Annotated in this window: 19 protein-coding genes; 11 read left to right on the top strand and 8 right to left on the bottom strand. The window is 31.6% G+C overall.

Annotated features, from left to right (window positions below; translation table 11 throughout):
• Window positions 1–5: 5 nt before the first annotated feature.
• Window positions 6–137 (bottom strand): hypothetical protein, encoded by a 132-nt coding sequence (locus ABD077_RS09535; RefSeq protein ID WP_343912092.1) that lies wholly within the window; start codon window positions 135–137, stop codon window positions 6–8.
• Window positions 138–309: 172 nt separating this feature from the next.
• Window positions 310–894, bottom strand: a complete 585-nt coding sequence (locus ABD077_RS09530; RefSeq protein ID WP_343912091.1) for a hypothetical protein — start codon at window positions 892–894, stop codon at window positions 310–312.
• A gap of 228 nt (window positions 895–1122) precedes the next feature.
• Between ABD077_RS09530 and ABD077_RS09525 the strand changes: the two genes are divergently transcribed.
• Window positions 1123–1998, top strand: a complete 876-nt coding sequence (locus ABD077_RS09525) for an AraC family transcriptional regulator (protein ID WP_343912090.1) — start codon at window positions 1123–1125, stop codon at window positions 1996–1998.
• Window positions 1999–2003: 5 nt separating this feature from the next.
• Here ABD077_RS09525 and ABD077_RS09520 read toward each other — a convergent pair whose 3' ends face one another.
• Window positions 2004–2624 carry an L-threonylcarbamoyladenylate synthase gene (locus ABD077_RS09520; protein WP_343912089.1) on the bottom strand — a complete coding sequence of 207 codons (621 nt, stop codon included), beginning with the start codon at window positions 2622–2624 and terminating at the stop codon, window positions 2004–2006.
• Window positions 2625–2840: 216 nt separating this feature from the next.
• Here ABD077_RS09520 and ABD077_RS09515 point away from each other — a divergent pair, with 216 nt between their 5' ends.
• The 5 genes from ABD077_RS09515 to ABD077_RS09495 all read left to right on the top strand — a co-directional run bounded on the left by ABD077_RS09515 (window position 2841) and on the right by ABD077_RS09495 (window position 8719).
• Window positions 2841–4196 carry a DEAD/DEAH box helicase gene (locus tag ABD077_RS09515; protein WP_343912088.1) on the top strand — a complete coding sequence of 452 codons (1356 nt, stop codon included), beginning with the start codon at window positions 2841–2843 and terminating at the stop codon, window positions 4194–4196.
• A 7-nt stretch (window positions 4197–4203) separates the two neighbouring features.
• On the top strand, window positions 4204–4743 hold the full coding sequence (locus tag ABD077_RS09510) for a metal-dependent hydrolase (protein ID WP_343912087.1): 540 nt from the start codon (window positions 4204–4206) through the stop codon (window positions 4741–4743).
• A gap of 3 nt (window positions 4744–4746) precedes the next feature.
• Window positions 4747–5490: a subclass B1 metallo-beta-lactamase gene (bla, locus tag ABD077_RS09505; protein WP_343912086.1), complete on the top strand. Its 744-nt coding sequence runs from the start codon at window positions 4747–4749 to the stop codon at window positions 5488–5490.
• A gap of 34 nt (window positions 5491–5524) precedes the next feature.
• Window positions 5525–7291 (top strand): ABC transporter ATP-binding protein, encoded by a 1767-nt coding sequence (locus ABD077_RS09500; protein WP_343912085.1) that lies wholly within the window; start codon window positions 5525–5527, stop codon window positions 7289–7291.
• Between the two features lie 66 nt (window positions 7292–7357).
• Window positions 7358–8719, top strand: a complete 1362-nt coding sequence (locus tag ABD077_RS09495) for a DUF3179 domain-containing protein (protein WP_343912084.1) — start codon at window positions 7358–7360, stop codon at window positions 8717–8719.
• A 1-nt stretch (window position 8720) separates the two neighbouring features.
• On the opposite strand, the gene ABD077_RS09490 is transcribed toward ABD077_RS09495, so the two are convergent.
• The 3 genes from ABD077_RS09490 to ABD077_RS09480 form a co-directional block, all read right to left on the bottom strand.
• On the bottom strand, window positions 8721–9818 hold the full coding sequence (locus ABD077_RS09490) for a glycoside hydrolase family 26 protein (protein ID WP_343912083.1): 1098 nt from the start codon (window positions 9816–9818) through the stop codon (window positions 8721–8723).
• 253 nt (window positions 9819–10071) lie between these two features.
• Complete coding sequence (locus ABD077_RS09485; protein ID WP_343912082.1) at window positions 10072–11397, bottom strand: serine hydrolase domain-containing protein; 1326 nt, start codon at window positions 11395–11397, stop codon at window positions 10072–10074.
• Window positions 11398–11540: 143 nt separating this feature from the next.
• The gene (locus ABD077_RS09480) at window positions 11541–11957 is read right to left on the bottom strand and encodes a MotA/TolQ/ExbB proton channel family protein (RefSeq protein WP_343912081.1); all 417 of its coding nucleotides are present in this window, start codon (window positions 11955–11957) and stop codon (window positions 11541–11543) included.
• A gap of 214 nt (window positions 11958–12171) precedes the next feature.
• On the opposite strand from ABD077_RS09480, the gene ABD077_RS09475 reads away from it, so the two are divergent.
• The 3 genes from ABD077_RS09475 (at window position 12172) to ABD077_RS09465 (ending at window position 14518) form a co-directional block, all read left to right on the top strand.
• A complete protein-coding gene (locus ABD077_RS09475) occupies window positions 12172–13248 on the top strand; it encodes a sensor histidine kinase (protein ID WP_343912080.1) in 1077 nt (358 codons plus the stop codon).
• Window positions 13238–13948, top strand: a complete 711-nt coding sequence (locus ABD077_RS09470) for a LytR/AlgR family response regulator transcription factor (protein WP_343912079.1) — start codon at window positions 13238–13240, stop codon at window positions 13946–13948. The genes ABD077_RS09475 and ABD077_RS09470 overlap by 11 nt, the downstream gene beginning before the upstream one ends.
• A 99-nt stretch (window positions 13949–14047) precedes the next feature.
• A complete protein-coding gene (locus tag ABD077_RS09465; RefSeq protein ID WP_343912078.1) occupies window positions 14048–14518 on the top strand; it encodes a hypothetical protein in 471 nt (156 codons plus the stop codon).
• A 60-nt stretch (window positions 14519–14578) separates the two neighbouring features.
• Here ABD077_RS09465 and lpdA read toward each other — a convergent pair whose 3' ends face one another.
• On the bottom strand, window positions 14579–15985 hold the full coding sequence (gene lpdA / locus ABD077_RS09460; protein WP_343912077.1) for a dihydrolipoyl dehydrogenase: 1407 nt from the start codon (window positions 15983–15985) through the stop codon (window positions 14579–14581).
• 218 nt (window positions 15986–16203) lie between these two features.
• Between lpdA and ABD077_RS09455 the strand changes: the two genes are divergently transcribed.
• Both ABD077_RS09455 and ABD077_RS09450 read left to right on the top strand, forming a co-directional pair.
• A complete protein-coding gene (locus ABD077_RS09455) occupies window positions 16204–17769 on the top strand; it encodes a hypothetical protein (RefSeq protein ID WP_343912076.1) in 1566 nt (521 codons plus the stop codon).
• A 21-nt stretch (window positions 17770–17790) separates the two neighbouring features.
• Entirely contained in the window at window positions 17791–18087 is a 297-nt protein-coding gene (locus tag ABD077_RS09450; protein WP_343912075.1) for a hypothetical protein, read from the top strand.
• 10 nt (window positions 18088–18097) lie between these two features.
• On the opposite strand, the gene ABD077_RS09445 is transcribed toward ABD077_RS09450, so the two are convergent.
• Window positions 18098–18967 (bottom strand): leucine-rich repeat domain-containing protein, encoded by an 870-nt coding sequence (locus tag ABD077_RS09445; protein ID WP_343912074.1) that lies wholly within the window; start codon window positions 18965–18967, stop codon window positions 18098–18100.
• Window positions 18968–19032 lie beyond the last annotated feature (65 nt).

Genomic DNA, 19032 nt, shown 5'->3' with positions numbered 1-19032 from the left:
AATTATTACGCGTTTAAAAATTCGTCCGTATCTAATGAAAAATCTTTAATATCTAAGGAAATCTCTTTTAATCCATCAGAAAAAGAAACCACAAAAATTGCTACTACTACTAGATAAAATTCTGCTATTTTTTTCATAATTGTAATTTTAAAGATTATTATCCAGGTTAAATTTACACTGAATATCAATTGTTTAAAAGCTCTAAATTGACCAATATCTATTCAATATTAACCTATAAACATCTATGGCATAAAAAAAGCAGCGTGGTTAGCGCTGCTTTTTTATCAAGTGGTTGAGTTAATAAAACAATTAAATACTAACTTTCTTTATAAAGGTTCTGTCTTTTAAAGAGAAGTAGAACTCGTACTCTCCTTTTGGCATTTTAGAAAAATCATATGTTCTTTTAAATAATGAATCTTCATTACCAGTTACTTCTTCTAATAATCTAAAATCGCTATCATAAATCGTAAGATTTAATGGTGATTTTTCAGTATTATTAAACATTACCTTAATGATATTGTTATCTGTCTTTACTAACGGTTTGAAAACAGTTACCGCAGATTGGTTTACTAAAGACACTCCTTTTTGGTTCTTTAATAAAGGTGTTACCTTAATTTCATATGGAGTCTCTGTCTCTACAAAATAGATTCCATCAGAAACATTACTAAGGTTAAAATACTTTTGATAGCTTGGAGTAGCATCTAACGTAACATTAAATAATACTTCTCCGTCATAATCTTTTAAAAATAACTTTTCTCCTTTTTCTACTTCAGTCAAGGATACGTTAACCATTGACGAATTTGTGATTTCAACTGAAACTCTTCCTGCAGCATTAGCAATATTGCTTGTAATGATTACTACTGCAATCAGGCATACATTAATTACTCTTCTCATAACTTTAGGTTTTTGTTGTTGTTAATAATTTACAGTGCAAATATAAAACGCTAAACAAGTGTATAAATACATCTATATTTGCATATATATGTTCTATTTTAACCTGTATATATACTGTAAAATCACCTTAAAGTTAATTTAACATATGATTTATAATATTTTACATTTAATTAACAAAATAGATTTTTTATCTTTACAAAATAATTATAAAGAGAAAATTCCCCATTCATGAAAAAGAATATAAAACCTGCTTTAGAGAAAATAGTTCCAGAATTTGGTAGTTCTTTCTTCTATGAAAACTTCTCGCAGGAAAAAATGAATAAAGAACCTATTTGGCACTATCATCCTGAAATTGAAATTGTTTATGTAAATGGTGGAGCCGGTAAACGTCAAATTGGTAGTCATATGTCCTATTATAGAAATGGCGCATTAATGCTTATAGGGTCTAATCTACCACATTGTGGTTTTACAGATAAATTAACGCTGAATAAAAGTGAAACCATTATTCAAATGTTACCTGATTTTCTTGGAAATTCATTTTTCGACATTCCAGAAATGAGTGGAATTAGTCAATTATTAGAACAAGCGAAAAAAGGAATTGTTTTTCATGGTGATACCAAAAGAAGAATAGGTGCACGTATAGAGGCTTTAGGATTATTAGATCCTTTTGATAGATTATTAGGCATACTTCAGGTGTTTAAAGAAATGCAACAGACAAAGGATTATTCCATTTTAAATGCGGAAGGCTTTATAATTGAAACTTCATTACAAGATAATAACCGTATCAATATGATCTTTAACTTCGTGCAAGAAGAATTTACGAGACAAATTCCGTTAGAAGAGATAGCAGATAAAGTAAGTATGAGTGTTCCCGGTTTCTGTAGGTATTTTAAAAAAAATACAGGCAAAACGTTTATTCAGTTTGTGAATGAATATAGACTAGTACACGCAGCAAAGCTACTTCATGAAAAACAAACGAGTATTACGGATATATGTTTCGAAAGTGGTTTTAGTAATTTTTCACACTTCAATAAACTGTTTAAACAATTTACGGGCAAAACACCAAGTACTTATAGGAATGAATTAAAATATGTGATTTCTTAAATCACTTAGATAATATCTATGGTACCTTTTCCTTCTCTAACTAAAACAGGCTCGAATCCAGTAAGATCAATTATGGTAGAAGCAATATTGCCACCATACCCACCATCGATAACCATATCCACTGAATTATCCCATTTTTCTAATATGAGCTCTGGATCTGTGGTATACTCTATAACCTCATCCTCATCATAAATAGAAGTAGATACAATAGGATTACCTAACGTTTCTACAATAACTTTACAAATATTATTGTCCGGCACCCTAATTCCTACGGTCTTCTTCTTTTTAAAAACGGTGGGTAAGTTATTACTACCTGGAAGAATAAAAGTATAAGGCCCAGGAAGTGTTCTTTTTAGAAGTTTGAATGTCCTGTTGTCTATTTGTTTCACATAATCTGATAAATTGCTAAGATCACTACAGATAAATGAAAAATTAGCTTTGGCTAGTTTAACACCTTTAATTTTAGCCACTTTTTCTAAAGCTCTATTATTGGTAATATCACATCCTAACCCATATACCGTATCTGTAGGGTAAATTACCAAACCTCCATCCCTAAGACAATCAACTACCTTTTTAATTTCTCGTGGATTTGGATTTTCGTTATATAGTTTTACTAGCTCTGCCATACCTATTTTCAGTGGGATAAAGATAGTGCTTTATCGTAAACTTTATTAGCTATTACTGCTGTATTTATGATCTTTTTGGGGGTTTTTTGGGGATATGCACAAAAATATTATAGCTACTAATTTTATTTTTTTTTGAATTTAAAATACTATATTCATCAAGGAATCATATTTTTTTGGAACCAAATAAACTACTTTCGCACAAAAAATGATATAGCAGTGACTTTTAAAGATTTAAACTTAAGTACACAACTCCTTAATGCTCTTGATGACATAGGGTTCGAAACCCCTACTCCTATTCAAGAACAGGCATTCTCTGTGGTAATGTCTGGTAAAGATGTGGTTGGTATTGCACAGACAGGAACTGGTAAAACGTACGCTTATATGTTACCAATTCTAAGAATGCTAAAATATTCTGTTCAGCAAAACCCTAGAGTTTTGGTCTTGGTTCCGACTAGAGAGTTGGTAGTACAGGTCGTAGACGAAATTGAAAAACTATCTAAATATATCAATGTACGAATTGCTGGAGTTTACGGAGGAACGAATATCAATACTCAAAAACAGATCGTATCCGAAGGACTAGATATTATTGTTGCTACACCAGGACGTCTATATGATCTTGCGGTGAGTAGAGCATTACAATTAAAATCTATTCAAAAAGTAGTTATTGATGAAGTAGATGTGATGTTAGATTTAGGATTCAGACATCAATTAATGAATATTTTTGATGTACTCCCGCAACAACGTCAAAATATTATGTTTTCTGCAACCATGACCGAGGATGTAGACAAATTGATTACAGATTTCTTTAGAAAACCTATAAAAGTATCCATTGCTAAAAGCGGTACTCCACTAGAAAATATAAAACAACATGGTTATAAAGTTCCTAATTTTTACACCAAAGTAAACCTCTTGGAACATCTACTATCGGATACAGAAGTTTTTCATAAAACGATCATTTTTGTGGGTTACAAGAAAATAGCCGATCGACTATTTGAAGCATTAGACCAAAAATTCCATGATGAAGTTTGTGTCATTCACTCTAATAAAACACAAAATTATCGATTAAGAAGTATTGAACAATTTAGGGAAGGTAAAAATAGAATTCTGATTGCCACAGATGTAATGGCCAGAGGATTGGATATCGAAAATGTAAGCCAAGTAATAAATCTTGATACTCCTGAATATCCAGAAAATTATATGCACAGAATTGGAAGAACTGGACGTGCCGAAAAAAAAGGAGTTTCTTTTGTGCTTACTACAGAAAAAGAGGAAGAATATCTAGAATCTATTGAAACACTAATGGATATGAAGATTGAACAATTAGATCTTCCTGATAGTATTGAAATTTCGGACCAATTAACTCCAGAAGAACAACCTAAAGTAAAGGAAATATATAATCCTCATAAACGTCCTAATGATGAAGTTGGAGCTGCTTTTCATGAAAAGAAAGACAAAAACAAAAAAATAAATCTAGGAGGTAAATATAAAAGGGAAATTAAAAAGAAATACAAGAAACCAAAGACCAAAGGAGATAAGACTTTTAACCTAAAACATAAGAAAAAGAAGAAGTAATACTAAAATGGCTTCAGTTTTTGGACATGCGCTAACGGCTTATGCACTTGGAACAAGTTTCAGTGAAGAATTAAGAACAAAAAAACTCTGGATCTTAGGAATACTTTGTTCTATACTTCCAGATGCTGATGTTCTAAGTTTCAAATTCGGTATTGCCTATGAAGATTTCTGGGGACATCGAGGATTTACCCATTCATTTATCTTTGCAATCCTATTTGGTTTTTTAATTACCGTTATCTTCTATGGCAAAAAACTAACTTCTAAAACAGGATTATTTCTTATTCTCTATTTTAGTTTATGTACCGCCTCTCATGGAATTTTAGATGCCATGACTTCAGGAGGTCTAGGAATTGCTTTCTTTTCTCCTTTTGATAATAATCGTTACTTCTTTCCATGGCGACCTATCCAAGTTTCTCCCATAGGTACCAGTAGATTTTTTAGTATCTGGGGAATTAAAGTATTGTTAAGCGAACTTTTATGGATCGGTATTCCATCAGGTTGTTATATATTAGCTATGAATATTTTGAAAAGAAAAAAGTCCTACTAATTCATGACTAAACAGCGACTAAGATTTATTTTACCTATTTTATTCGTTCTTTTTTTATGTTGTAAATCCAAAGAAGAAGGAAAACATATAGTGGTTTCTCCAAACCTAGAACTTTCAAAAATAAATGATAATGGCTATGTCCATATTTCTAAAATTTTCTTGGATAATGGTAAACAGTATAATTGTAATGGGTTTGTATATATAAATGATGACAAAGCTTTTATTTTTGATACACCTGCCAATGATATTGCCACCGAACATTTGATCAAATGGCTTCAAGACGACAAGAATATTACTATCAAGGGAGTTGTTTTTAATCACTTTCATAGAGATTGTCATGAAGGAATGGACGTCTTTAAAAAATATAATATTCCTTCTATTGCTTCTAAACGTACATCCGAATTAATGAATCAAAAGGAATATGAAAGTCCAGATCAAGTATTTGAAGATTCTATAGTATTACATTTAGGTAATAAAAAAATAGTGAATACTTTTTTTGGAGAAGCACATAGTGAAGATAATATTGTCTCTTATTTCCCGGATGATCAAATTCTATTTGGAGGTTGTATGGTTAAGAGCCTTAAAGCTTCTAAGGGAAATCTAGAAGATGCCAATACCGATGAATGGTCGCATACTGTAAAAAGGGTAAAATCGAAGTATCCAGAAGTACAAACGGTGATTCCTGGTCATGGAAAAATTGGAGACATTACGTTATTAGATTATACTATTTCCTTATTTCAGAAATAATTACCCCGTTGAAATAAGCTATAAAAGCAAACAGATGAAATCCACAACAAGCAAAACATCCAAACGAAAACCAAAAGTAACCATGTTTCAAGCCTTTAAAACCATTATTTGGCCAAGAAGAGGTTTGGTTCTTATTGGATTAATCTTAATCTTTCTAAATCGGGTTGCTGGTTTAATCTTGCCTTGGAAAAGTAAAACACTATTAGACGATGTTGTCCCTAGTAAAGATATGTCATTATTATATGAATTATTACTGGTTGTTGGAACAGCCATATTGGTGCAAGCCACCACCTCTTTTCTTTTGACAAGAGTATTAAGTGTGCAAGCTCAATATCTAATTTCTGAATTAAGAGCACAAGTACAGAAAAAAGTTCTTACCCTACCCATAAGTTTCTTTGATAATACAAAATCTGGTGCATTAGTATCTAGAATTATGAGCGATGTAGAAGGTGTAAGAAACCTTATTGGAACAGGACTCGTACAACTTGTAGGCGGAATATTCACCGCTATTGTATCTGTGGTGTTGCTAATTGATATTAATTTATGGATGACATTGTTTGTTTTGATTCCGATCACTCTATTTGGTATTGTTGCCCTTAAAGCATTTAAATATATACGCCCTATTTTTAGAAAAAGAGGAGAGATTAATGCCGAAGTAAAAGGAAGACTTACAGAAACACTTTCTGGGGTTAGAGTAATTAAGGGATTTGGTGCAGAAGAACAAGAACATAAAATTTTTGAAAACGGTGTTGATCGCCTATTTCAAAACGTAAAAAAGAGCTTAACCGCTACTGCCTTAATGACTAGTTCCTCAACATTTTTGTTAGCAGGTATTGCCTCCACTGGTATTATGGGAATTGGTGGGTATTATATGATGGAAGGTAGTATGACAGCCGGACAATTTCTTTCTTTTACTATGTATCTCGCATTTATGATCGCTCCTATTGTTCAGATGAGTAATATTGGTTCTCAATTAACAGAAGCTTTAGCTGGTTTAGATAGAACGGAAGAGCTAATGAATATGGATCCGGAAGAAGATCCTAAAAGACGTGTAATACAATTAGAGTCTATAAAAGGAGACATCATTTTTGATAATGTATCCTTTTCTTATGAGAAAGGTAAAGAAGTATTACATAATATTAGTTTTAAGGCACCTTCGGGATCCGTAACTGCATTAGTAGGAAGTTCTGGTTCAGGGAAATCTACTATAGCTGGTTTATCCGCAACCTTTTTAAATCCAGAAACTGGTCTGATCACCATCGACGGTAATGATATCTCTAAAGTGAATTTAGGAAGCTACAGGCGTAACCTAGGAGTAGTATTACAAGATGAGTTTTTATTCGAAGGCACTATTAGAGATAATATTCTTTTTCCGAGGCCCAATGCTAGTGAAGATCAGTTACAGCAAGCCGTAAAAGCAGCGTATGTAAATGAATTCACCGATCGATTTGATGATGGTTTAGACACCTTAATTGGTGAACGAGGAGTAAAACTATCTGGTGGTCAGCGACAACGGATTGCTATAGCCCGAGCTATTCTTGCAGATCCAAAAATCATTATTTTAGATGAAGCTACTTCTAATCTCGATACAGAAAGTGAAGCATTAATTCAGAAGAGCCTTAATGAATTAATGAAAGGTCGCACTACCTTTGTAATTGCACATCGATTAAGCACTATCAAAAAAGCAGATCAAATTTTGGTAATAGAAGCCGGTAATATTGCAGAAAGAGGGAATCATGATGAACTTATTGCTGCAGAAGGAAGATATTTTGATCTATATACATATCAGGCAAGGATCTAAAATTATTAAAACTTTCCTAAATCTGTTAAAAATCAGGTAATCATTCGACCAACTTAAAAAAGTTGAATGAAAAATATTCTGATATTATGTATTGTACTTTTTAGTATTAAGGAAATAAGTGCTCAGAAAGTTGTACAAAAAGAAGCATATGAGTACTTCTTAGATTTTTTTAGTTCTTCTGATCCAAATATCCGAAATATTGCACACTCCTATATAAAAAATAATTGGAATGAGAGTTTCGAGATCTTGGCCGTTGAGACATTATATTTTATAAAAAACCCGAAAGATTCTATCAAGATTCTAGCATTACTTCAAAAAAAAACAGACAAAAACTACGGTTACAATTATAACTCATGGTATGAATATATTTGGAACAAAACTGCGGCATATAATTCTAATTATTATAAATTTAAAGCTACATTACATCACTATATCGATTACAAATTTTCAAGATATTTTTTAAACAGAGAACAACAATCAACGATTCGATTAGATGAAGTTCGTTGGGGAGGTGTTGTACAAGACGGTATTCCTCCTCTTAGAAATCCTCAAATGATTACTGCAAAACAAGCTACGTATTTAAAAGATGATCATATTGTTTTTGGCATCGCTGTCAATGGTGATGTTAGAGCATATCCTAAACGTATTTTAGCTTGGCATGAAATGTTTACAGATACTGTTGGAGGAATTCCATTAGCTGGAGTTTATTGTACACTATGTGGAACCGTAATAGTATATAAAACAAATAAAGACGGAGTACAATACGAATTAGGAACTAGTGGATTTTTGTATCGTTCTAACAAACTGATGTACGACAAGGAAACTCAATCTCTTTGGAATACCTTATGGGGAAAACCGGTAATAGGTCCACTGGTAGGAAAAAATATTGAATTAGAATATCTAAGTGTGGTTACTACCACTTGGGGAGAATGGAAAAAGAGACATCCAGAAACATCTGTACTATCATTACAAACAGGACATCAAAGAGATTATAATGAAGGTGTAGCGTATAAAGATTATTTTGCTACAGATAATTTAATGTTTAACATTCCTAAAAATGATAAAAGACTTAAAAATAAACAACAAATACTCGCCATTAGACTTCCTGATCAAACGGAAGAAAACTTGGCAATCTCTTCCAAATACTTAAGAAGAAAAAGAATATTTAAACATAAGATTGATAATCATAACTTTACAATTTTCACTGACAAATCAGGAGCACATAGAGTATACTTTACTGAAGATATTGAATTCTCAGATTATGATAAAGGTGTTGAAGCGACTGATAATAATGGTAATACTTGGCAACTCACAGAAGATGCTTTGATACATACAACTACTAAACAAAAATTAGCACGCTGCCCGGCCTACAATGCCTTTTGGTTTGGTTATCAAGCTGCTTTTCCAAATGTAACCCTAATTAAATAGGTTACTTAAGATCTTCACTTAGTAGTATTAGATCCGTATCTACAAACTCCCTAAAATTATCTTCGGAGGGATGACCTACAAAAGGCGCATGGAAAAAAGAAGATGTATCATTTCTCCAAATCATAGCATAGGTTATACTGCTACTTCTAATGGCCTTATAAAGGCTGTTTGTCCACCAATCTATTTGTGTAACATTTTCCAATCCCGTTTCAGTAAGTGCAAATAGCATATTTTTTTCGGTGGCAATATTCTCTACAATTTGTAAATTTCTTAATGCGCTCTGTAAGAAATTACCATTTTTAAAATCATATACATCTACGCCCAACATATCTACATATTCATCTCCTGGATAGTTTCTCATATACTCTTCCGCACTAGAAACCCAATTTGGCGCATAGATATAAATCAAGTTATGCACATCTAGATCTTCAGACAAAATCCTTACTGTATCTTTATATAATTGTATGTATTCTTCTGTAGTTCTAAAACCTTCTCCCCAGTAGAAAAAATCTCCATTCATTTCATGCCAAGGTCTAAATAATACAGGAATTGGATTTCCTTCTGAATCTTTAATATTTTTGAAAACTCTTGCTGCTTTTGCTAGGTTATCTAAAAATTTATTTCTGTATTTTCCTCCTTCTAACATATCAGGAACTACTGTTGTTAAAACACCTGCGGAGTTGTTAGGATTCACCATATGCCAACTCATAGTAATAATACTTCCATTATTATGAGCTTCTATAACAGCATTTGTAAATCTCTCAATAAAATCATCTATAATAAATTCATTCTGAAGGCTTATTAACTCTAGATCAAACCCTACTACGGCAGGATAATCTTGAGCTACTTCTAAAAAATCCTCATCTAATTTATCTGGCATAGGAAAATTATTACCAGTACCGAAAGGAGCTTGTTGACCAAAAGCAATTCCTCTTTGAGTTAATTCTATAAGTCTATTATATAAATCTTTGGCTTCATCGCATAAATCATTATCAGCAAAAGAACCATTGTTAGTTATTAATGGAGGAATTCTTTCAGCGTTAGGATCGAACAAACTTTCTTCTTCTGTAGAGCAACTTAATAAAAAGAAGGAAATCATTATAAGAAAGAATCTACCCATACGAGATATAGTCGTATAAATTCTAAAAACTTACAACTAGGCATTTTACATCATTATTTAGCTATTCTATGAACCTAAACCAAATGAATAAAACCTTGACTTCTGAGTTAGCGGTCAAGGTTTTAAATTTCCAAATACAATACTTACTTTCTTATAAGAGTATACTTTTGAGTTCTTTGTTCAAATATCATTTAGCTTTCATAAAGAGATTAAAACTATCCATCTCTTAAGTCTATTTTCTTTTGAAATTCACTTTATTCCCATTCAACTCCAACACCATTTCATTCTTAGTAGGGTGAAAAAACAAAGCAGCTCCTGCTCTATCAGAAATGAACTTATGATTACTATATCCTTTTAATGGAAATGTAGGACCATCTTTTGCATCTGCTATTAGCACTGTATTTTCTTTAGTGATGGTTATCTGAAAAGGAAATGATTCGCTTACATAAACACCTAAATATTGATCTAAATCTTCCGTAGTAAATTTTAATGCTTTCTCGAACTTAGGAAGTTGATAATTATTGTTATAATAACTATCCAGCACATTAATAATGATGCTATTTGGAGACATTACTACTCCATTTCCTATATAGGAAACTGCAATCTTTTCTTCTGGTAAATATAACGTAAGCGACTGAAAACCATCAATACCACCGTTATGGCCATAAGCTTGTTTATTAAAGAAAGTTTCTCCACTGAGTCCCATCCCCATCCCTTTTGAAATATCTATCATTTTATCTAATGAAATTTTTGTAACCAATCTACCAGAAAAAAGATTCTTATAGAATACATTTAATTCTGTAGGAGTAGAAACAATAGCTCCTGCTCCGATAGGAACACTCATGTGTGTTTCATTTTTTACCACATTCCAATTATCTTCTTGTAACACATAAGATAGTGCTTCATTGTTTTTAGAGTTAATTTTTTTTCCGTAGGCAGTCCTTTTCAGGCCTAGTGGTTTGGTAATTCTAGCATATAAAATCTCTGCATATGTTTTGTCTTCTATTTCTTCAGCTATATAAGAAAGTAATAAATAATTGGTGTTAGAATATCTTGTCTTTGCACCTGGTTCGAAATTCACCTTTCTCTTCACTAATCTGCCTAACATTTGTTCTCTTGTATTGGGCAAAATCATCCAAGTTAAAAAGTCTTCATCTTCAGTTAAATTAAATAAACCACTTCTATGCCTTAGTAAATGTTCTATGGTGATCTTACTTGCATTCGGTACTTCTGGAAAATAGGTACTCAAGTATGTATCTAAACTTAATTTCTTTTCATCCACTAACTGCATAATTAACGTAGCTGTAAAAGTTTTTGTAATGGAACCGATACGATACTTCGTATTTTTATTAGATTTTATTTCATTTTCTATGTCAGCATATCCGATAGAATTGACATATACCTCTTTTCCATTTTGAAATATGGATATACTACCCATTCCTTTATTATTTTGATCGATGACCGTAAACAAACTGTCTAATTTTGTTTTATTGAAATTCTGTGCGGTTATACCAAAACCTATAAAAAGGAAAGGTATAATGATTATTTTTTTTATCATATTATATGTATTTTATTTAGAAATGAAGTAAGCAAGATCCTTCTCAAAAGATTACTTTGATAGTTACTTCATTATGTATTTGAATGAAATATTATTGCGAAAAGAATCAAACAATTAGATAGTTGTTTGATTAATACAATGAGTTACTCAGATTCTTTAGCTATCCAAGTAAAAATGATAGATGCCACTCTTGAAATTATAAAGACAAGAAAACCAAAAATTGGAGGTAATGCAGAAACCTTTAGCCCACCAGCGAAAATAGGTGTAGATATATTGCCAATTTCTTCTAATTGATCAAACATTCCTACAATACCAATAAGCTGTCCTAGCATACCCCACACTAATGTTAGAAGTCCAATAGAATTTAATAACTGAATATTTTTTTGAAATCCTTTCTGTTCATTTCTTAAAGAAATAAGCCCTCTAACGATAAGAAACAATACTAACAAAAGCATTAATAAGATTGGGAACATAAAAAACATTCCTCCTTCTTGCAATCTCGCAAAGAATGTAGTGAAGAAAGATCTATTTTCTGCTTGTAAAAGAAATAGTGATATCATAGTAAGTAATTTTGAATTAAACATATTCAAAACTAGTTTCAAAAGTTAGAAGAATATTTTTTTTGCGCTTATCTACCAAATTCGTTTCGTATTTAGCTCGATTCGTATAGTGTTCAGAAAACAACTCGGTAATTTTGTTATAATGCGTACTAATTCGGTTATTCATCCAAAAATACTACTTGAAAGGTAAAAAATACTGATATTGTACTTAAATATGATTTCTAAAGATACCATTCTAAAAAAACTAGCAACCTTATTACTACATTCTATATTTTGGACAGTAGTACTGTTTGGGTATACCTATTTTTTTGGTTACAATACCGAAGATATCAATTATGTATTTTCTTTTTCTTTATTTCTTATGCCTGTTACCATAGGAACTACGTATACAGTAACAGACATATTAATTCCAAAATATTTAATAAAAGAGCGATATGCATTATTCCTTCTTTATTGTATTTATACGTTAATCGTATCGGCTTTTTTTATTGTTATTTCCTTCTTTTATGGTCTTATCTTTTTATCCTCACTAAAATATGAAGGAATGGCTCCAATGACAAGAAGTCCATTTTTTCTATTTGTGGCTGTATATTTTGTTGTTTTCATTGCTAGTGCTTTAAATCTAGCTCAACACAATTATAAATCAACCACAGCGAATCAGGCACTAAAAAACAAAATTTTAGAAGCTCAATTAAAACTAAAAGAACAGGAACTGAATTATTTAAAAATGCAAATTCATCCACACTTTTTATTTAATACGCTAAATACCTTATATGGGTTTGCTTTAAAAAAATCTGAAGATACTCCAGAGATGATTTTAAAATTATCAAACCTTTTGGATTATCTGTTATATCAATCAGATAAACCTCTAGTACAATTACAGGATGAAATAAACCATATAGAAGATTATGTTACATTGGAAAAGATGCGTTTTAGAGATGTATTAGATATTTCCATTGATTTTCAGAATATAAACAAAAACATTCAGGTAGCGCCTATGCTATTTATTCCTTTTGTAGAAAATAGTTTTAAACATGGACAAATTATTGATCAAAAACTATCAATCCATATGAGTTTAACCTGCAAGGATCATGAGATATATTTTTCTATAAAAAACTCAATTCTTCCAGGTAATAGTAATGACCATAAAGGAATAGGATTAAGTAATATCAAAAAACGATTAGCATTAGCATATAAAGAGCATCATTTGTTAGAAATTGCTGAAAATGAGAATTGGCATATTGTAAAATTATATCTAAATACTAAAAATACAACCGCTTATGAATCCTAAAATATCTTGCATTATTGTCGATGACGAACCTACAGCAAGAGATATTATTGCTAGTCATTTAGAAAAAATTGATCGAATAGATGTTGTAGCCGTATGCGCTAGTGCCTTAGAAGCTTTTAATTGTATTAACGCTAATAAAATAGACTTAATTTTTTTAGATATCAATATGCCTGAGATATCAGGAATTTCCTTTGCAAAATCGATTAATAAAGAAATTAAAATCATTTTTACAACCGCATATCGAGAATATGCTATTGAAGGCTTTGATCTGCATGCTGTAGATTACCTTTTAAAGCCAATTTCTTTTGAAAGGTTACTAAATGCAGTGGATAATTATTTCGAAATACATTATAAAATTTCTAATGCAGTCACTGAAGAAATCCAATCAAATGATTTTATGTTTGTTAGGTCAGATAGAAGGATGAAAAAAATAGATTTTTCGGAAATTATTTATGTAGAAAGTTATAATGATTATTTAAAAATTCATTGTGATAATGCCACTATTGTAACCAGAGAAACCATCAGCAATATTGAAGCGCGATTACCTGTACAACAATTTATGAGAACGCATAGATCTTTTATCATTGCCATAAAAAAAATTGATTCTTTTTCTAATGAAGAATTGGTACTCAATAACAAATCAATTCCTATTAGTAGAAATTACAAAACTCAAGTTTTAAATAGGTTAGAAAATATTTAAAGCTACAATAAGAGTTTTTTAGTTTTATTGAGTGATTTATTATTCTGCAACATAAAATTAAGAGCATCGTCTTTTGGGGAAATTTCAAAACTTATTCTCATGAAAAAACTAATTTTACTCGTATTCACATTTTCCATCTTTTGTTCATCCTGTAGTAATGATGATGATAATGGTGTTCCACAACAGGAATATAAAATACTAGAAGTCAATGACTCTGGAGTTAGCGGTTATGCCTTTTTTGTAGGATCATCAGTTTCAGATGAAGTCTTTAATATTGCTATACAATTAATAGATGTTGATATAGATGTGCCTTACACTGCATATTTATATAGCAATTCATTATCAGAAGGTGGTGAAATAGTAACTGAACTTGATGATTTCTTAAATTTACATGAGGCAGAAGTAATGTCAAGCTGGACTAGCTTTCATTCCTCTAATCAAATCGTTATCGAAAATGAGGTTTTTGATTATCAAGATTTAATTGCTTTTGATGGACATATAAAAATTTTTAATAGTAATGATTTATCTACTCCTATTGCCCAATGTAATATTGGTAGTAATGCTCAATAGAAATACAATTATAAAAAAAGCGAGCTTAGTGCTCGCTTTTTTATCTATATTCTTAAACTTTTACACGTGTAAAGCTCTATTATCTGTAGCAGCTAATGCAGCCTCTTTGATAGCTTCGGTAAATGTTGGATGTGCATGAGACATTCTAGAAATATCTTCTGCAGACGCTCTAAACTCCATAGCAGTTACTGCTTCTGCGATAAGATCCGCACAACGCGCTCCTACCATATGTACACCTAATACCTCATCTGTTTTCTCATCTGCCAAAATCTTTACAAATCCATCAAGATCTGCACTAGCACGAGCTCTTCCTAAAGCTCTAAATGGAAACTGACCAGATTTATAAGCTATTCCTGCTTCTTTTAATTCTTCCTCTGTTTTACCTACAGCAGCAACCTCTGGCCAAGTATATACTACACCAGGGATAAGATTATAATCAATATGTGGTTTCTGACCTGCTAATGTTTCTGCAACAAAGACACCTTCTTCTTCAGCTTTATGTGCTAACATTGCTCCTTTTATTACATCTCCGATAGCATAAATATTACTAGCTGATGTTTGTAAATGATCATTTACTTCTACTTGCCCTCTATCATTTAGTTTAACTCCAGCTGCTTCTGCATTTAATCCATCTGTATATGGACGTCTTCCTACAGAAACTAAACAATAGTCTCCTTTAAACTCCACAGGATTTCCTTTTTTATCATCTGCAGTAATAGTCACCTGTTTGGCAGTTGCCTTTACTCCGGTTACCTTATGCGAAGTATAAAATTTAACTCCTTGTTTTTTAAGAACTTTCTGTAATTCTCTAGATAAAGCCTTATCCATTCCTGGAATGATTCTATCCATATATTCTACTACAGAAACCTCAGCTCCTAAACGACGATATACCTGCCCTAGCTCTAAACCTATAACACCTCCACCAATAATGACAAGGTGTTTCGGAACTTCTTTGAGTTTTAATGCTTCTGTAGAAGTGATTACACGCTTTTTATCAATAGTAATAAAAGGTAAAGTAGAAGGTTTTGATCCTGTAGCAATAATAGTCTGCTTTGCTTCTATAGTTTCTACTGAGTTATCGTTTTTTGTAACATTTATATGAGTAGCATCTTTAAAAGAACCTATACCCTCATAAACGTCTATTTTATTTTTCTTCATTAAGAAATCAACTCCTCCTGTTGTCTGATCAACTACTGCTTGCTTGCGGGCAATCATTTTTTCTAAGTTGATCTTTACATCTCCTGGAATTTCAATTCCGTGATCCGCAAAATGCTTTATTGCGTGCTCGTAATGATGTGACGAATCTAATAATGCCTTACTAGGAATACACCCTACATTAAGACAAGTTCCACCAAGTGTTGAATATTTTTCGATTATTGCAGTTTTCATACCCAGTTGTGCACAACGTATTGCTGCTACATATCCACCAGGTCCAGAGCCGATCACGGCTACATCATATGTACTCATAAAGAGATTTTTATATTGTCTTATAAAATTTTAGAATAACAAATGTACAAATGTTTTGCTTCTTACAGAAGTGAAGATCTTATCAAATTTTTATTACCAAAGCAATATTAGTAGTGGTTAAAAAGTTATACATTTAACACGACGATTAGCTTTTCTAATGATCATACAATTTTTAAAAAGGCTTTTTGGATATATTTTAACAAAATAGCTAGTTAATAATGCGATATTTATCTTCTCTTCTCCTCCTTGTTCTTATTGTTTTATGGAGTTCTTGTCGTAAAGATTTCGAATCTGCTCCGAGTACTGGTAATCTACAGTTCTCCATAGACACTTTGTTTTTAGATACTGTTTTTACTAATATTGGTTCGAGCACCTATAGTTTTAAGGTATACAATAGAACTAATGATGATTTTACAATTCCAAGTATAGCATTAGAGAGAGGAGAAAGTTCTAATTATCGATTAAATGTAGATGGAATACCAGGAAAATCTTTTCAAGATATTCAAGTATTAGCTAAGGATAGTATTTTTGTATTTGTAGAAACTACTACTGATATTACACAGCAAACAGGTGATTTAGAATTTTTATATACGGATCGAATTTTATTTGACCCTACAGGTAGTCAGCAAGACGTAGATTTAGTAACTCTGGTGAAAGACGCTGTATTTTTATTCCCTTCTAGAGATGAAAATGGAGTTGTAGAAACCTTATTATTAGGAGAAGATGATAATATGGAAGAAATTCGAGTAGAAGGTTTCTTTCTCGAAGATGACCAACTTAATTTCACCAATGAGAAACCCTATGTAATCTATGGCTTTGCGGCCATTCCTCCTGATAGAACGTTAACCATAGATGCGGGAGCAAGAATTCATTTTCATGATCAATCAGGAATCATCGCTGCCAACAATGCTACACTTTTAGTTAATGGTGAAGTAAGTTCGGATCCAGAATTATTAGAAAACGAAGTGATCTTTGAAAGTGATCGATTAGAACCTGAATTTAGTGACGTTCCTGGTCAATGGGCTTTTATATGGCTTACTGCAGGTAGCACAGGACATGTTATCAATCATGCTACTATAAAAAATGGAGCTGCAGGAATTATTATGGACTCTAATGATGGAGGTCCTGATCCTACATTAACCATTACTAATTCTCAAATTTATAACCACTCCGCTTTTGGGATTCTAGGTAGAACAGCAAATATCAGAGGAGAAAACTTGGTCATAAATAATGCAGGGATACATGCAATGTATGCTTCGTTCGGAGGAACTTACAATTTTAACCACTGTACATTTGCTAACTATTGGAATGTAAGTTTTAGAGATACACCTGCATTGGCAATTGATAATATATTTGTAGTGAGAGATGAAGGAGGAAATATTACAGAGATATTAGCCGAGAATCTCGTTGAAGCTAATTTTAATAACTGTATTGTGTATGGAAACGAAAATCTAGAACTTGGAATTACTAGAGCCGAAGGGACAACCTTTAATTATAATTTTGGAAATTCTCTCATACGTTTTAATGATTTTAATGGCCAGTTTTCTGATAATGCATTGTACGACTTTACTAATAATAGTTTGTTTAATAACGTCATTTTAAACGAAGGTCCTGATTTTAAAGACCCTTCAGAAAATGAATTGAATATTGGAGAAAACTCCGCTGCAAATGGACAGGCATCTACGCCAACTATGGGTACTGATATTTTGGGTACACCAAGAGATATGACAGCACCAGATATTGGTGCTTATGAAAGTATTATTTTCGAAATGGAAGAAAATTAACTGATTACCTTACTTTTTACTATGAAGATATCTAAAAACAAAGAACTTTTTATCTTAGGATCTAGCGCTATTTTAATAACACTTTTTCTATTTTTTATAGATGAAGGTAATTACAATTTTAATTGGTTAGAGGAACCTTTCGTTTGGGTAATATTTGGAATCTACGCTATTCCGATTTTCTTAGGTCAGTTATTTATTTACAAGGTATTTCTCAAAAATAGTAGATCAACAAAAAAGATAATGCTTAGTATCTTTGGTGGTTCTATCATTGGAATAACTGCAACAGTAAGTATCTTACTAAGTGGGATACTTACATAAAATAAGGATATTAAAAAATCACTTTTGTATCTGGCAACTGTTCTTTTATTCTTTCTTTTTCATTTTCGGAAAAGTTATTTTTACTAAGTTCTAAAACTTTTAACTTAGTAAAACCTTTTAAATTTTGAGGCATAAATTGAAAGTTGTTGTTTCGTAATAGTAGTACTTTTAAACTTCGTAAAGAATCTACTGCAGCTATAAGATTGGAAAGCTGAATTTTTGGATTAGCATCCAAAACCAAACCTTCTATTTGATTTAGTTTACTAATGTTTCTGGGGATTTCAGCAATTTCATTATTAGATAAAACCAAAATCCTTAATGATTTTATTTGTGCTATCACAGAAAATACTTGATCCAAGTCAAGCTCTGGATTATTATTAAGATGTAGCTCTTGCAATACATTACATTTAGAGAATTCTTCTGGTAATTCCTTAAGATTATTTTTACTTAAATACAAAAAATCTAATTTCTTGATTTGGGTTAATACTTTGCTGGCTTGTAAAATATCTAGGTTAGGATTTTTAGCTAAATCAATCTCCCTTAGATTCAGCAATTCACTCAAAACGTTCGGTATTTCATTAAAGTCATTACCCCTAACATTTAATACTGTTAATTGGTTCATTTTATTAAACTCTAGTGGTAAAGAAGTTAATTTATTACCTTCTACATTAAGAAGTTTCAATTTTGACAACCTTAGTACCTCTTTGGGAATCTGTTTTAAGTTACAATCCTTAAGATATAATGATTCTAGTATCATAAATTTATCAATAGATTCAGAAAACAAATTTAACTCTTCACAATCCAGAGATAAGCTAGTTAGCTTTTCATTTCCTTGTACTGCATTCTTTAAGTTTGAACTTTTAGTGTTTTGTGCACTCATAAAGCAATTTGTACATATCAAGCAAATAAAAAATAGTATTACTCTCATAGCGTTATCCTTTACCA

The organism is Aquimarina litoralis, assembly GCF_039523995.1.
GTDB classification, from domain to species: Bacteria; Bacteroidota; Bacteroidia; order Flavobacteriales; family Flavobacteriaceae; genus Aquimarina; species Aquimarina litoralis.
This window is presented reverse-complemented; position numbering and strand designations above follow the sequence as displayed.